The sequence below is a fragment of the Bradyrhizobium sp. LeoA1Lang genome (assembly GCF_055413685.1).
Genome location: NZ_JBVAPG010000002.1, coordinates 129,450 through 144,025 on the forward strand (window position 1 = coordinate 129,450; position 14,576 = coordinate 144,025).

Genomic DNA, 14,576 nt, shown 5'->3' on the forward strand with positions numbered 1-14,576 from the left:
CATATGCCTGCGGTTCGCTGGGAAAATTTCCCGAGCTTCTCCTCACCCGCCATCTTGCAATTGGCGCCGAATAGCGGTGCTGTTACGCTCCAGATTGTTGTTTCGACGCGTTTTCTTCACGCGAATCGGTGTCCACTTCGCTCGAAAACGCTCTAGAAGCCGCGGAGTGATCGCATGCGCCTCGTGCTCCAGCTCGTCGCCCGTCTGCTCGTCATCGTCATCTTGTGTCTGGGAGGCGCGACCGTTTGGGCGACGATCGACGCCTATCACAGTGTCGACCGCGCCACGGCCGCATCCGCCGAACGGGTCTCGCAAGCGCTGGAAGCGCTCTACTGGCGCGAATTGCTGTTGCGCGGCAACAGGACACGCGAACACCTTTTGCCGGTACCGGAATGGCGCACCACTCAGACGATGAGCCTGATTTCGCCGGGCGTCTGCGTCCAGTTTGAACCGAAGGGCGAGTTCGAGAATCCGCTTTGCGGCCAGAGCAAAGGGATCGGCGCATCTCCACCGCACTGGTTCGCAGCCGCCGTGGAGACATTCCTTGGCGACCACGCCGCGGTCGCCCGGCCGATAAGTGCGCGCTCGACCACTGCAGGCACGGTCACGGCCATCGCCGATCCTGACGCCGCGATATCGCTCGCCTGGCAGCACATCCTCGACAACGTCCACGTCGCGCTGCTGATGGCGGTGGCCATCGCCCTGCTTGCCTCGCTCGCGATTGCGCATGCACTGGCTCCGGCGCAGTTGATCGTTACCGCACTGCAGCGCATGGCGAACGGTCAATATCGAACATCGCTTCCGCGCTTCCGCTCGATGGAACTTGCCATGATTGGGCAGGCCGTCAGCGACCTCGGAGATCGCCTCGCGCAGGCCACGGAAGAACGGGCCGTCCTGACCCGCCGGCTGCTTGAAATCCGCAGCGACGAGCGGCGCGTGCTTGCGCGCGAACTGCACGATGAGTTCGGACAAAATCTCGCGGCGATCCTGGCCTTCGCCAACACGATCGAAGCGGCCAGCGCGCAGGAGCAGGACCGAGGCGACGTCGCGCAGGATGCGCGGATGATCTCGCAGGCCACGCTGCACATCATGGCTTGCCTGCGCGGCACGCTGAACCGCCTGCGCCACCCGCCCGCCGAGGAACTCGGGCTGGAGGCGAGCCTCATCAACCTCGTTGATAGCTGGCGATCGCAGCACGCAACGCAGCCGATGATCCAGCTCGACCTCAAAGGCGATTTCGCCGACGTGCGAGGCGCCGTCGCCGCGACCGCCTACCGTGTGGCTCAGGAATGCCTGACCAACTCGTTGCGCCACAGCGCGGCGCGCGAGATCGTGCTGCGGATCGAGCGGCGGACGGGCGCGGAAAATGCGCTGCTGGTTCGCGTCGAGGACGACGGCGGCGGCGATGCCGCCAAGGTGGCGCAGTCCGTCGGCTTCGGCCTGACCGGAATACGCGAGCGAGTAACCGCTCTCGGCGGTTCGCTGTCGATCGCGCGTGCAAGGCGCGGCCTGAGCGTCGCCGCCACGATCCCGCTCGCCGCCTGATGCCGGCGCCGAAGACCCATGGCATTTCGATCCTGCTTGTCGACGACCATCCCGTGGTCCGGCAAGGCTATCGGCGCGTCCTGGAGCATCAAGGCGACTTCCGGGTGGTCGCTGAGGCCGACAACGCAGCCGACGCCTACCGCGCATTCAAGACCCACGCCCCTGATGTCGTGGTGATGGACATCTCGATGCCGGGTGCCAGCGGGCTCGAAGCTATCAGGAACATCCGCCAGCGCAGCCCTGCCGCACGCATTCTCGTGTTCAGCATGCACAGCGAGGCAGCGCTGGTGAAGGCCGCCTTCAGCGCGGGGGCAAGCGGCTATGTCACCAAGAGCAATGAACCGACTGTGCTGATCGCGGCGATCCGTTCGGTGGCGCGTGGCGAACATGCGATGAGCGATGACGTGGCCCATGCCCTGGCGATGGAAAGCCTGACTCCGTCAGGATCAGTCCTTGACCAATTGGGGGAGCGGGAGATCGAGATCCTGCGACAATTGGCAGCCGGCTCGACCACGGAGCAGATCGCCGCAAACCTCAATCTCAGCATGAAGACGGTTCAGAACTATCACTACCTGATCAAGACCAAGACCGGCATGCGGACCGATGCGCAGCTCGTCCGCCTCGCCGTCGAGTGCGGGTTGACCAGCCTTTAGAGCAAGCAATCCATCGCGCGATGCGAGGGCATGGATGGCTGTCGTCATCGCTCGGCTTGACCGGGCGATCCAGTATTCCACAGACGCCAGTGCTTGAGCCGAGAGGCCGCAGCGTACTGGATTCCCCGACGGAGCCTGTCATCGGGCTCGCCGAAGGCGAGACCCGGTGGCGGGGAATGACAGGACGTCGTGGATCAGATCAACCCGCTCGTGCGCCGAGAGTCCCATTTTCCTCGTCCGGAAGGCTCGAATCGGTGGCCTCTACGGGATCGATTTGCTAAAGCACGGCGTAAAAAATAACCGGCCGGGAGCTCGTTTGCCGACCCTGCCCGCACCTCGGAGTTTTCAATGATCCCCCGCTACACCCGCCCGGAGATGGCCGCGATCTGGGAGCCGCAGACCCGCTTCAAGATCTGGTTCGAGATCGAGGCGCATGCGGCTGATGCGCTAGCAGAACTCGGCGTCATTCCCAAGGAGGCGGCGAAGACGATCTGGGCCAAGGGCAAGGACGCAACCTTCGACGTCGCGCGGATCGACGAGATCGAGCGGGAGACCAAGCACGACGTCATCGCCTTCCTGACCCATCTCGCTGAAATCGTCGGCCCCGAGGCGCGCTTCGTGCACCAGGGCATGACCTCCTCCGACGTGCTCGATACCTGCCTCAACGTGCAGCTCACCCGTGCCGCGGACCTCCTGCTCGCCGACATCGACAAGGTCCTGGCCGCGCTGAAGAAGCGCGCCTTCGAGCACAAGATGACGCCGACCATCGGCCGCTCCCACGGCATCCACGCCGAGCCGGTGACCTTCGGCCTCAAGCTCGCCTACGCCTATGCGGAATTCTCCCGTGCCCGGGCGAGGCTCGTCGCCGCCCGCAAGGAAGTCGCGACCTGCGCGATCTCGGGCGCAGTCGGCACCTTTGCGCAGATCGACCCGCGCGTCGAAGAGCATGTCGCCAAAGCCATGGGGCTCGAGCCGGAGCCGATCTCGACCCAGGTGATCCCGCGCGACCGCCATGCGATGTATTTCGCGACGCTGGCCGTGATCGCCGCCTCGATTGAGCGCCTGGCAGTCGAAATCCGTCACCTGCAGCGTACCGAGGTGCTGGAAGCCGAGGAATTCTTCTCGGAAGGGCAGAAGGGTTCGTCGGCAATGCCGCACAAGCGCAACCCGGTGCTGTCGGAGAACCTCTCCGGCCTGTCGCGAATGGTGCGGGCCTATGCAGTGCCCGCACTCGAGAACGTCGTGCTCTGGCACGAACGCGACATCTCGCATTCCTCCGCCGAGCGCATGATGGGCCCGGACGCCACCGTGACGCTCGACTTCGCGCTGGTCCGCCTCGCCGGCCTGGTCGAGAAGCTCCTGGTCTATCCGCAGAACATGCAGAAGAACCTCGATCGCCTCGGCGGCCTCGTGCATTCGCAACGGGTGCTGATCGCGCTGACGCAAAAGGGCGCGAGCCGCGAGGACGCCTACAAGTTCGTGCAGCGCAACGCCATGCCGGTCTGGCGCGGCGAAGGCGATTTCCTGACGCTGCTCAAGAAAGATCCGGACGTGAAGAAATATCTAAGTGACGCTGAGATCGAGGAGCAGTTCGACCTCGGCTATCACCTCAAGCACGTCGACACGATCTTCAAGCGCGTGTTCGGGGAAGCCTGACCCCGGCCCAGAGCCCTTAGCCTGGCGCTCCGTCGACCATGCGGGCGGCGACGCGATCGCGGCGCATGAAGTGGTGCCAGGCGACGGCGGCGATGTGAATTCCGATCAGCGCCAGCAGCACATAGGCGAAGTAGATGTGCCTGACCTCGTAGGCCTGCGCCGCGGCCCGATCAGGCGAGGTGATCTGCGGCACGTGAAACAGCCCGAACCAGTCCGAATAATTGGGCGTCCGGGCCCCGGAATGTGCCCAGCCCAGCACCGCCACCAGGATGGTGACGGCATAGAGCGCGAAATGGCTGACCCGGGCGGCGATCCGGTGCCAGCGCAACGTATCCTCCGGCAGCGCCGGCGTCGGGTTGACGCCGCGCCAGACCAGCCGAAGCAGGGTCACGAGCAGCACGACATAGCCGATATCGGCATGGATCGAGCGATAGAAGAAGCGGTCCGGGCGAGCGGGGATATGGTTCATCCACCAGCCGAATCCGATCATGCCGATGATGGCGACCGCAAGCACCCAGTGGAATCCACGCGCAACGCTGCCCCAGCTCGATGTCGTGTTTCGGATCATGCGCCCGGCCCCATCGGCTTCGAGTTCGTCGCCGCCGCTTTACCGCGCTGCAGCGCCGCGCCCTGATAACGCTCCGGTCCGATCAAGGCGATTTGAATCGTTCCAGAATCTCCACCCGGGCCTGGGACCGAGCCGCAAGGCCGGCGGTGCCCTCAAATCAACTGAATCGTAACGCTGAAATGGGATAAGGTTAAATCGTGGCGGCGCCCCCAACCATTCTGGTATTCGATTCCGGCCTCGGCGGGCTGACGGTATTGCGCGAGATCGTGCGCGCCCGGTCTGACGCGCATTACGTCTATGTCGCCGACGACGCCTTCTTTCCCTATGGCCACCATGGCGAGGACGAGATCATCGCGCGCGTGGTGCCGCTACTCGGCGAATTGATCGGGAGACACACGCCCGATCTGGTCGTGATCGCCTGCAATACCGCCTCGACGCTCGTCATGTCACACCTGCGGGACGCCTACGACCTGCCATTCGTCGGAACCGTGCCGGCGATCAAGCCGGCCTGCGCCAGTTCGAAGACCAAGCGCGTGTCCGTGCTGGGCACCAAGGGCACCGTCAAGCGCGAATATACGAAAAAGCTGATCCACGATTTCGGACAGGGCTGCGAGGTGACGCTGGTCGGCTCGGGCGAGCTCGCTTGGCTGGCGGAAGCGGCGCTGAGCGGTCAGGATGTCAGCGACACCGATATCGCCGCTGAACTGGCCCCCTGCTTTGTCGACGGCGCGGCACGCACCGACACTGTGGTACTTGCCTGCACGCATTATCCCTTGCTGCTGGATCGCCTGGTGAAGCTTGCGCCATGGCCGGTCGACTGGATCGACCCGGCGCCCGCCATCGCGCGACGCGTCTCCGATTTGCTCGGCCCGCCCGGCGATAGCAGAGACGAGGCCGGCGCCGAAATGCTCTTCACGTCCAACCGCCCGCATAGGCTGAGCCGGGCGTTGATGCCGTTTTTCGGCGGCCGCGTCCCGGCCTGAGGCCGCATACCCGTTTTGGCTAGCCGAATTGCCGGCCGACCATTTGCCCGATTTTCGCGAAAACGGCCTCGAGCTGTGCGGTGGTCGGCGAACCGCCCTGCGTATAGGCCGAGATCAGCACCGGTCCGCCTCCCCGAGGCCAAACCACCGCGATGTCGCCCGCAGCATCCTTGCCATTGTTGCCCGTCTTGTCGCCGACCTTCCAGGGCTTGGGCAAACCACCGCGAAGGCGGTTGTTTCCGGTTTTGCAGTTCAGCATCCAGTCCGTGAGGCGTTCGCGCGACGCCGGTGACAGTGCCTCGCCAAGCACGAAATGGCGCAGATTGCCGGCCATCGCTGCGGGCGTGGTCGTGTCATCCGGATCGCCGGGCGGAGAGCGATTGAGCTCAAGTTCATAGTGATCGAGGCGCGAGACTGTATCGCCCGTATCGCGCCAAAAAGCAGTGAGCGCAGCGGGACCGCCGATCCGCGCCAGCAGCAGATTGGCGCAGGTATTGTCGCTGAGCTCGACCACAGCCTTGCACATGTCGGCGACCGACATCGCTCCGCTCGACAGGTTCTGCCTTGCCGCCGGTGCATAGTGGAGAAGATCGGCGGCACGGTATCGCACCACGTTCTCAAGTCGGTCTTCGCCACGATCGATGCGGGCAAGGACGCACGCGGCGAGCGAGGCCTTGAATGTGCTGCACATGACGAAGCGCTCGTCAGCTCGCCAAGTGATCTTGACGCCTGTGGCGACATTCTCGGCATAGAGGCCGATCCGCCCACCCGTCTCGCGCTCATAGGCTTCAAACGGTGACGGCCGCTCCTGCGCTCGCACGGGCGAGATGGCCAGACACGACAAAGCGGTCAGCAACGAGCGTCTGGTGAAAATCATCGGGGGGTCCTTTGAATGGGCTTCTTTCGGGTGGCATCCGTTGCCTCGCACACCAAAGAGACGTGACGCCAAAGCAAGCAGTCAAGCACTCGATGCGTACTGATTTTGTCTTTATGATATCGGTGATCGAATAGCGCGCCCTCAACACAAGCTGTGGAGATCCGCTTTGATTTCACCGAAGCCAACTCCCCTCAACCGGCTGCGACAGCAATGGCGAGAGAAGCGCCCGTCCTTCGGCGCGATTGCCACGATCCCGAGCATCCAGACCGTGCAGATCATGGCGCAGTCGCTCGACTGGATCATTGTTGACCTCGAGCACGGCCCGATCGATCTTGGCACCGCGCACGCGATGATCGTGGCAACCTCCGGCACATCATGCGTGCCAATGGCGCGCATTGCCGCCAACGAGCCCTGGCTCGCCAAGGCGCCGATGGACATCGGTGCACTCGGCATCAATTTCCCGATGATCTGCAGCCGCGCCGAGGCCGAGAAGGCCGCGCGCAGCGTGCGGTATCCGCCCAAGGGTGACCGGCTGTGGGGACCATTCCACGCGCCGTTCCGCTGGGGCGTCTCTATGCCGGAGTACATGGCTACGGCCGATGACGACATGATCTGCATGATCACGATCGAGCATGTCGAAGCGGTCGAACGGATCGACGAGATCATGGCCACTCCCGGCATCGACATCGCCGTGATCGGGCCCGGCGACCTCGCCACCTCCATCAACAAGCGCGGCCTTCCCGATGATCCCGAAGTGGTGGCGCTGATGCAGCGCGCCGAGGAAGGCATCCTCAAGAGCGGCGTGCCGATCGGCGGAGTGGCGCGGTCCGCCGAACAGGCCAACGCGATGATCGAGCGCGGCTATGTGGCGCTCGCGCTGGGCTTCGACTGGTCGCTGCTCCAGCGCGGCATTGCCGCCAGCTTTGCAGCAATCAGGCGCTAGGGTTGCTTCTCCCGCCATGAGCCGGCTGCCAGGGTCGCCGTGATCGCCGGCGGTGCGGCGGGACGCCACACCCATCCCGGCGCCGAAACCGGCTATGTGCTGGAAGGCCGTTGGTTCATGCTCGGTTCAGGGCTGGCGAGCGCATATACCGGCTCGCCAGCCTTTTATTGAATCTGGAACACCCGGCGGAGTAATGCGCGGAACGGCCCGAAAAATCTCAATCCCGCGCTGTTTCATCGCCGATCTGATGCGTGCGTCGCTCGACATCCCCTTCGTGTCGCTCACGCGCCTCCTGAACATCAGGAACCTGGTGGATGCCCGCGCAGAGGCGGCCCGTCCGGCCGGCTGGGCAGCGATCTTCGTGAAAGCCTTTGCCTTGGTCGCGAAGGACGAGCCGGCCTTGCGGACGCTCTACGTCAAATGGCCGTGGCCCGGCTTCTACGAGCTGCCGCGCAGCGCCGCTACCGTCGCAATCGCCCGCGTCGTGGACGGCGAGGATTGTGTGCTGCCGCAAAAGATCGGTACCCCTGAGATCAAGCCGCTCGCGGAGATCGATGCCTTGATCCACCACGCCAAGGAGGCGCCGGTCGAGGAAGTGGCGGCGTTCAGAAAGGCGCTGAGGGCGTCCGGGCTGCCGCTGCCGCTGCGCCGCCTGCTCTGGTGGATCGGGCTGAATTCCGGACGCCAGCGCGCCAATTATTTCGGCAGTTTTTCCGTAACGTCGGTGGCGGCCATCGGTCCCGGGGAACTGCACGCCGTCACACCGGGGCCGTTCATCCTCAGCTATGGGGTGGAGGAGGACGGAACGATCAGCGTGGTGCTGCGCTGGGACCACCGAATCACCGATGCCGCCCTTATCGCCCGGACGCTGTGCCGGCTGGAACAAGTGCTGAACGGCGAAATAGCAGCGGAGTTGCGAGCCGATCGGCAGCAAACCGACAGAGTGGTTTCCGGCAATTGCGACCTGATGGCACTAAATAGCCGCCTCTTTCGTTGACAGGACGGCCATCTTTCCCCTAAAAGCCCTCTGCTCGCGGGCCGGTTTCGGCCCGCGAAGCGTTTCGCGACCCGTGGTTCGTCCTCGAGCTTTCGAGGCGGACCTGTCGGCACCGGCCAAATGGCAGGCTGCACAGGAGGGCGCGTTTCCTCAAATCCAACTTTGACCTGAAGAGGACGCGATGACAAAGCGCAGTGAGGCGAAATACAAGATCGATCGCCGCATGGGCCAGAATATCTGGGGCCGCCCGAAGAGCCCTGTGAATCGCCGCGAATACGGCCCTGGCCAGCACGGCCAGCGCCGCAAGGGCAAGCTCTCCGACTTCGGCGTGCAGCTCCGCGCCAAGCAGAAGCTTAAAGGTTATTACGCCAATATTTCCGAGCGCCAGTTCCACGGCATCTATGTCGAGGCCGGCCGCCTGAAGGGCGACACCGGTGAGCACCTGATCGGCCTATTGGAGCGCCGTCTCGACACCGTCGTGTATCGCGCCAAGTTCGTGCCCACGATGTTTGCCGCGCGCCAGTTCATCAACCACGGCCACATCAAGGTGAACGGCCGTCGCGTCAACATCGGCAGCTACCGGCTCAAGCTCGGCGACGTGATCGAGGTCAAGGAAGCCTCCAAGCAGCTCGTGACCGTGCTGGAAGCCGCGCAGCTTCCCGAGCGCGACGTGCCCGACTTCATCGAGGTCGATCACGGCAAGATGACCGCGAAGTTCATCCGCATTCCCGGCCTGTCTGATGTGCCGTTCCCGGTGCAGATGGAGCCGCATCTGATCGTCGAATTCTATTCGCGCTGATCGGACGGAATGTTCGAGGTATCGAAGGCCCCGGGATCCCGGGGCCTTTTTGTTTGGGCACCAAATTGGTATTATAGTTTCAACCATGACCCGATTACTCGAAGAAGCGTTTAGTACGGTTGCCAACCTGCCAGATGCAGAGCAGGACGAGCTCGCGCGCGCCATGCTGGAGCTTGCGGGCGTCGATCAGCCGCCCATTCAGTTGACACCCGAGGAAGAAGCCGATCTGGCGGAAGCTAACGCCGAGATTGCGCGCGGCGACCTCGCCTCCGCCGACGAAGTACGAGCCATGTGGGCAAAGCACGGGCTGTGAACATCCGCTACACGCGCCGTGCGCTTGCGCAAGTCGATCAAGTCCTCACCTACATCGAAGCATGATCACCTCAAGGCGCGGTTCATGTTCGTGACCGGATCGCGGCGCTCGTCGCACTGTTGCAAGAGCATCCCCGTGCAGGCCGTGCAACGAGCCGTCCTAACGTCCGTCGTCTTCCGGTGAACCCCTATCCTTACCTAATTGATTATCGCGTGACCGCGACCGAAATTATCATTATGCGGTTTCGTCACGCCGCCCGGCGACCGATCGGCTGACAGGTGATTTGCGCTGCAATTTACCGGCGCGACGACGTCACGGAGCAATAAGGAAAGTCCATGTCTTACACCCCTGCCCCGCGCGATCCCAAGGCTCCGCCCGTTCGCATCAATCTCTTGTCCGACACCCAGACGCGCCCGACGCCCGGGATGCGGGAGGCGATGGCGCGGGCGGAAGTTGGCGACGAGCAGATCGGCGATGATCCGACCGTGAACCTGCTCTGCGCGCGCGTTGCCGACCTGCTCGGCAAGGAGGCCGCGGTGTTCATGCCCTCGGGCACCATGTGCAACGTCGCCGCGACGCTGGCTTATTGCCGGCCCGGCGACGAGATCCTGGCGCATGCGACCGCCCATATCATCGCCCGCGAAGGTGGCGCGCATGCCGCGCTCGGCGGCTTCCAGATCACGCCGCTGCCGGGCGACGACGGCCAATTCGCGCCGGAGACATTCCGCGCGGCACTGCATCCGCGTTCACGCTACCAGCCTCCGCAGGTGCTCGTCAGCGTCGAGCAGACCGCCAATATCGGCGGCGGCACGATCTGGAAAAAGTCTGCGCTCGACGAGATCGTCGGTATCGCCAAAGCCCATGGGCTCGCCACCCATATGGACGGCGCGCGGCTGCTCAACGCCTGCGTCGCTACCGGCATTTCCGTACGCGACATGGCGAAGGGTTGGGATTCCGCTTGGATCGATTTCTCGAAGGGACTGGGCGCGCCGATCGGCGGCGTGATCGCAGGCAGCCGCGATTTCATCGATGAAGTCTGGCGCTGGAAACAGCGCCTCGGCGGCTCCATGCGCCAGGCCGGCATCTGCGCTGCCGCCTGCATTTACGCGCTCGACCATCATGTCGACCGCCTCGCCGACGATCACGCCAATGCAAGAGCACTGGCGCGCGGGCTGTCGCAGATCGACGGCATCGAGGTGCAAGAGCCCGAAACCAATCTCGTCTTCTTCAAGCCCGATGGTGCGGGTGTCTCCAGCGACAACATGGTCGCCGAACTGGGCAGGCGCGGCGTTCTGCTGGCGATGATGGACGGTCGCATCAGGGCCTGCACACATCTCGATGTGACGGCCGGCATGATCGAGGAAACGGTCAGCCTGGTGCGGGAAATCGTGCGCGGAGCGTAGACCTGTAGCCCGGATGGAGCGCAGCGAAATCCGGGACAGTCTCCCGGATTGCGCTTCGCTCCATCCGGTCTACGAAACCCTACGGCTCACCGTCCCATCGCCTGATAGATCAGCGTCTTCAACTGCAACTGAATCCGCCCGCGCTGCGAAGGCGTCTGCACCATGAAGATCCCGAACATGTCGTCCTCGGGATCGATGAAGAAGAAGGTGCCGGCGACGCCGTCCCAGCGGTATTCGCCTGTGGGCCATGACGTGCCCGGCGGCACCGAGGTGCGCACGGCAAAGCCAAGGCCAAAGCCGCTGTTCGCGCCGGGGTAATAGCGATCATCGCGCGCGATCTTCGTTTCCGGCCCGATGTGATCCTTCGTCATCAAAGCGATCGTCTCCGGCCTCAGATAGCGCCGACCGTCGAAAGTGCCGCCGTTCAACAACATCTGCGCAAACCGCGCATAGTCGCCGATGGTGCCGACCATGCCGGCGCCGCCCGACTCCCATTTGCGCGGCTGCATGGGATCGCTGACCATGGTGGCCGGGCCGAGCGCGCGATCGTCCGGCATTGGCTCGGCGATGCGAGGCCGCTTCGCGGGATCGGCGACGTAGAAGGCGGTCTCGTTCATCCCGAGCGGATCGAGCAGCCGCTCCTTTTCGAATTGGTACAGCGTCTTTCCCGAGATAACCTCGATCACGCGGCCGAGCACATCGGTGGAATGCCCATAATCCCAGAGGGTGCCGGGCTGCTCGGCGAGCGGCAATTTCGCGATCCGCTCGGCGAATTCGGCGTTGGTCCAGTCGCCGTTGAAAAGGTTCGCATCCGCGTAGAGCTTTCGTACCGTGCTGTCGTCGAAGAAGCCATAGGTCAAACCGGAAGTATGGCGCAGCAGATCCTCGATCGTGATCGGACGCTTGAGCGGCTCCAGCGCAAGCGTCGTACTGCCGTTCTCCGCTCGCTGGTCGACGCCGACCTTCATATCCGCGAATGCCGGGATGTATTTCGACACGGGGTCGTCGAGCGCGAGCTTGCCGTCCTCCACCAGCATCATTGCGGCCACCGACGTGATCGGCTTCGACATCGAATAGAGGCGGAAGATGGTATCCGCGCTCATCGAAAACTGAGTGGCGACGTCGCGGACGCCGAAATTCTCGTCATAGACCGGCTTGCCGTGCTGCTGGATCAAGAGGATAGCGCCCGGAATCTTGCCGGTCACGATCTCGTTCTTGATGTAGTCGCTGACGCGCGCGAGCCCCGCGGCGGAAAAGCGGTGCGCGCCGGTGGCCGGAGATTCCGCGCGGGCGCCACATCCGGCGCCGACCAAAAGCGCGAGCGCCGCCACGAGAACGAGGCGGCGCGACAAAGCTTCAGTCCTCCATTGCTTCATAGACCAACTGCTTCAGCGTCCGCTGGATACGTTGCCGCTCGGTCGGCGTCTGCTCCAGGAGCACGAAGAACATATCCTGCTTGCGGTCGATCACGAAATAACAACCGCTGGCGCCGTCCCATTTCAGTTCGCCAAGCGAACCAGGCGGCGGCGGCTTCGCGTTGCCGGGATCGGTCCGAACCGCAAGGCCAAGCCCGAAGCCAAAGCCATCGCCGGGAAAATAGAAGTAGTCCCGCCCGACTCCGGAGCCAGGACCGACATGGTCGGTCGTCATCAGCTTGAAAGTCTCGGGGGTCAGATAGGTCCGGCCCTCGAACGTGCCGCCATTGAGCAGCATCTGCGCAAACCGGGAGAAATCCGCCATGGTGGAGACCATGCCGCCACTGGCAAACTCCATTTTCTTGACAACTGTCGGGTCGTTCTCGCGGCCGACCCGGAAATTGCTGTCATTCGGCATCGGCTGCGCCAAAAGCTTCTGCTTCTCCGGATCGGTGACGAGGAAGCGAGTGTCATTCATGCCGAGCGGATCGAGCAGCTTCTCCCGCTCGATTTCGAGCAGCGGCTTGCCGGACACGATCTCCATGATGCGCGCCAGCACGTCGGTGGAGTGACCATATTGCCAGAGCGCACCCGGCTGATTGTGCAGCGGCAGCTTGGCAATCCGCTCGGCAAATTCGGCAAGATCGAAATCGCCGGCATAGAGATTGGAGGATGCATAGGCCTTGCGCACCAGGCTGTCGCCATAGAAGCCATAGGTGATGCCGGAGGTGTGACGCATCAGGTCGAGCACGGTCATCGGCCGGTCCGGCGGCACCAGTTCGAGCGTCTTGCTGCCGTCCTCGTTCTTCTTCTCGACACCGACCTTCACATTGGCGAAGGACGGGATGTATTTCGCGACCGGATCATCCAGCTTGAACTTGCCCTCCTGGAGGAGCTGCACCGAGACAAAGGCGGTGATCGCCTTCGTCATCGAAAACAGGCGGAAGATCGTCTTGTCGGTGATCGGCGCCTTGCTCACCACGTCCTGCACGCCGAAGGACTGGTGATAGACCGGCTTGCCATGCTGCTGGATCAGGACGATCGCGCCCGGGATCTTACCGGTCGCGACTTCGTTGTCGAAGAACGCTCCGATCTTCGCAAGCTTGTCCTGGTTGAAATGCGCGCCTGCAGGAATATCGAAGGTTCCTTCCGCACCAGCGGCAGGCCATGCAGCAAGCATCAGCGCGCCTGTCGCCAGCACGCGCAGCAACTTAAATGAATTCATTTGGACCCCTCCCGAATTCGGCCGAGAGTGTAGCGGCGGCGCCTCAACCAGCACAAGGGCCGTCAAGACCGGCCAAAGCCTGCTGATGCAGCCGAGCGCTGGCCTCCGAGAAGCAGCAGAAGATCACCCGGTTGACCGCCGGCGCTTGGCTAAGTCCCTCCGCGATCGCCCCGACCGAAATCCCGGCGGCACGGTCGGCGGGGAAGCGATAGACGCCGGTCGAAATGGCGGGAAATGCCAGCGAAGCAAGCCCGTTCGCCTGACAGAGCTCGAGCGCGCGGCGATAGCAGGAGGCGAGCAATCCATCCTCGCCCTGACCGCCGCCGTGCCAGACCGGCCCGACGGCGTGGATGACATGCCGGGCGGGAAGCCGATAACCGTGTGTGATCTTGGCATCGCCGGTTGCGCAGCCGCGCAACGTACGGCACTCGACCAGCAATTCGGGTCCGGCGGCGCGATGGATCGCACCATCGACACCGCCTCCGCCCAGAAGGGACGAATTGGCTGCGTTGACGATGGCGTCAACGCGCAAGGTGGTGATGTCGGCAACGATGACCTCAAGGCGCGCGTTGCCGAGCTGGCGCGCCATCAGGCTCAGGCGGCGGCGCCGACCGGAACGCCCTTATCGGCGAAAAGCTGCTGCAACTCGCCGGCCTGGAACATCTCGCGGATGATGTCGCAGCCGCCGACGAACTCGCCCTTCACATAGAGCTGGGGAATGGTCGGCCAGTTTGAATAGACCTTAATGCCGTCGCGCAGCTCGGCGGACTCCAGCACGTTCAAGCCCTTATAGCCCACGCCGATGTGGTCGAGGATCTGCACCACCTGGCCCGAGAAACCGCACTGCGGAAATTGCGGCGTGCCCTTCATGAACAGCACGACGTCGTTCGACTTCACTTCGTTGTCGATGAATTGTTCGATGCTCATTTTCGTTTCCCTTTGGGGCTCCGCCCCTTGCGGCATTGCTGGTGGGCCGGCTCGACCCGCTTACCCCGCGACTGGATATATATGTAGCCCAAACCGTTGTGCATCCAAAGCAAAATGGCGGTGAGCTGGCATGCATGAGGCCCTTTTCGGGCGGCGGCCGGGCCTCGGGCCCATAGTCTGACGACACTAATATCATGACCGCGAGAGGCTTTTTTCCCGAACGGGAGCCCCTATCTAGGACGGACTCCCCGTCGGGAACCAGTTTGGTATAG

15 protein-coding genes and 2 pseudogenes are annotated in these 14,576 nt (G+C 63.5%); 11 read left to right on the top strand and 6 right to left on the bottom strand.

From position 1 onward, the window contains the following. Window positions 1-174: 174 nt before the first annotated feature. The 3 genes from ACZYOF_RS01420 to purB all read left to right on the top strand — a co-directional run bounded on the left by ACZYOF_RS01420 (window position 175) and on the right by purB (window position 3,854). The gene (locus ACZYOF_RS01420; protein WP_463714531.1) at window positions 175-1,545 is read left to right on the top strand and encodes a sensor histidine kinase; all 1,371 of its coding nucleotides are present in this window, start codon (window positions 175-177) and stop codon (window positions 1,543-1,545) included. After that, on the top strand, window positions 1,545-2,198 hold the full coding sequence (locus ACZYOF_RS01425) for a response regulator (protein ID WP_463714532.1): 654 nt from the start codon (window positions 1,545-1,547) through the stop codon (window positions 2,196-2,198). Before ACZYOF_RS01420 ends, ACZYOF_RS01425 begins: the two co-directional genes overlap by 1 nt. A gap of 348 nt (window positions 2,199-2,546) precedes the next feature. Continuing rightward, window positions 2,547-3,854: an adenylosuccinate lyase gene (purB, locus tag ACZYOF_RS01430; RefSeq protein ID WP_282531995.1), complete on the top strand. Its 1,308-nt coding sequence runs from the start codon at window positions 2,547-2,549 to the stop codon at window positions 3,852-3,854. A 16-nt stretch (window positions 3,855-3,870) separates the two neighbouring features. On the opposite strand, the gene ACZYOF_RS01435 is transcribed toward purB, so the two are convergent. Then, window positions 3,871-4,422: a cytochrome b gene (locus ACZYOF_RS01435; RefSeq protein WP_130580223.1), complete on the bottom strand. Its 552-nt coding sequence runs from the start codon at window positions 4,420-4,422 to the stop codon at window positions 3,871-3,873. 197 nt (window positions 4,423-4,619) lie between these two features. Here ACZYOF_RS01435 and murI point away from each other — a divergent pair, with 197 nt between their 5' ends. Continuing rightward, window positions 4,620-5,405, top strand: coding sequence for a glutamate racemase (gene murI / locus ACZYOF_RS01440; protein WP_463714533.1), 786 nt, complete (start codon window positions 4,620-4,622; stop codon window positions 5,403-5,405). 19 nt (window positions 5,406-5,424) lie between these two features. On the opposite strand, the gene bla is transcribed toward murI, so the two are convergent. Further along, window positions 5,425-6,282, bottom strand: a complete 858-nt coding sequence (bla, locus tag ACZYOF_RS01445; RefSeq protein WP_463714534.1) for a class A beta-lactamase — start codon at window positions 6,280-6,282, stop codon at window positions 5,425-5,427. 169 nt (window positions 6,283-6,451) lie between these two features. On the opposite strand from bla, the gene ACZYOF_RS01450 reads away from it, so the two are divergent. The 7 genes and pseudogenes from ACZYOF_RS01450 (at window position 6,452) to ACZYOF_RS01480 (ending at window position 10,737) form a co-directional block, all read left to right on the top strand. Continuing rightward, window positions 6,452-7,225 carry an HpcH/HpaI aldolase family protein gene (locus ACZYOF_RS01450; RefSeq protein WP_463714559.1) on the top strand — a complete coding sequence of 258 codons (774 nt, stop codon included), beginning with the start codon at window positions 6,452-6,454 and terminating at the stop codon, window positions 7,223-7,225. A 39-nt stretch (window positions 7,226-7,264) separates the two neighbouring features. Further along, window positions 7,265-7,357: pseudogene (locus tag ACZYOF_RS01455) on the top strand (cupin domain-containing protein); the annotation flags it as partial. A gap of 61 nt (window positions 7,358-7,418) precedes the next feature. Continuing rightward, window positions 7,419-8,222 carry an acyltransferase gene (locus ACZYOF_RS01460; RefSeq protein ID WP_463714535.1) on the top strand — a complete coding sequence of 268 codons (804 nt, stop codon included), beginning with the start codon at window positions 7,419-7,421 and terminating at the stop codon, window positions 8,220-8,222. A gap of 181 nt (window positions 8,223-8,403) precedes the next feature. Next, window positions 8,404-9,021: a 30S ribosomal protein S4 gene (rpsD, locus tag ACZYOF_RS01465; RefSeq protein WP_463714536.1), complete on the top strand. Its 618-nt coding sequence runs from the start codon at window positions 8,404-8,406 to the stop codon at window positions 9,019-9,021. Window positions 9,022-9,106: 85 nt separating this feature from the next. Next, window positions 9,107-9,334: a hypothetical protein gene (locus ACZYOF_RS01470; RefSeq protein WP_463714537.1), complete on the top strand. Its 228-nt coding sequence runs from the start codon at window positions 9,107-9,109 to the stop codon at window positions 9,332-9,334. A gap of 89 nt (window positions 9,335-9,423) precedes the next feature. Beyond that, a pseudogene (locus tag ACZYOF_RS01475) lies at window positions 9,424-9,609 on the top strand (type II toxin-antitoxin system RelE/ParE family toxin); the annotation flags it as partial. 60 nt (window positions 9,610-9,669) lie between these two features. Further along, a complete protein-coding gene (locus ACZYOF_RS01480) occupies window positions 9,670-10,737 on the top strand; it encodes a threonine aldolase family protein (RefSeq protein WP_463714538.1) in 1,068 nt (355 codons plus the stop codon). Window positions 10,738-10,823: 86 nt separating this feature from the next. Here ACZYOF_RS01480 and ACZYOF_RS01485 read toward each other — a convergent pair whose 3' ends face one another. From ACZYOF_RS01485 to grxD, 4 genes are read right to left on the bottom strand one after another with little or no spacing between them, the layout of a single operon-like run. Further along, complete coding sequence (locus ACZYOF_RS01485) at window positions 10,824-12,113, bottom strand: serine hydrolase domain-containing protein (RefSeq protein ID WP_463714539.1); 1,290 nt, start codon at window positions 12,111-12,113, stop codon at window positions 10,824-10,826. Then, window positions 12,094-13,377, bottom strand: a complete 1,284-nt coding sequence (locus ACZYOF_RS01490) for a serine hydrolase domain-containing protein (protein WP_463714540.1) — start codon at window positions 13,375-13,377, stop codon at window positions 12,094-12,096. The genes ACZYOF_RS01485 and ACZYOF_RS01490 overlap by 20 nt, the downstream gene beginning before the upstream one ends. Before the next feature lie 43 nt (window positions 13,378-13,420). Continuing rightward, window positions 13,421-13,966: an O-acetyl-ADP-ribose deacetylase gene (locus ACZYOF_RS01495; protein ID WP_463714541.1), complete on the bottom strand. Its 546-nt coding sequence runs from the start codon at window positions 13,964-13,966 to the stop codon at window positions 13,421-13,423. 5 nt (window positions 13,967-13,971) lie between these two features. Continuing rightward, the gene (gene grxD / locus ACZYOF_RS01500; RefSeq protein WP_028166390.1) at window positions 13,972-14,304 is read right to left on the bottom strand and encodes a Grx4 family monothiol glutaredoxin; all 333 of its coding nucleotides are present in this window, start codon (window positions 14,302-14,304) and stop codon (window positions 13,972-13,974) included. Window positions 14,305-14,576: the final 272 nt, after the last annotated feature.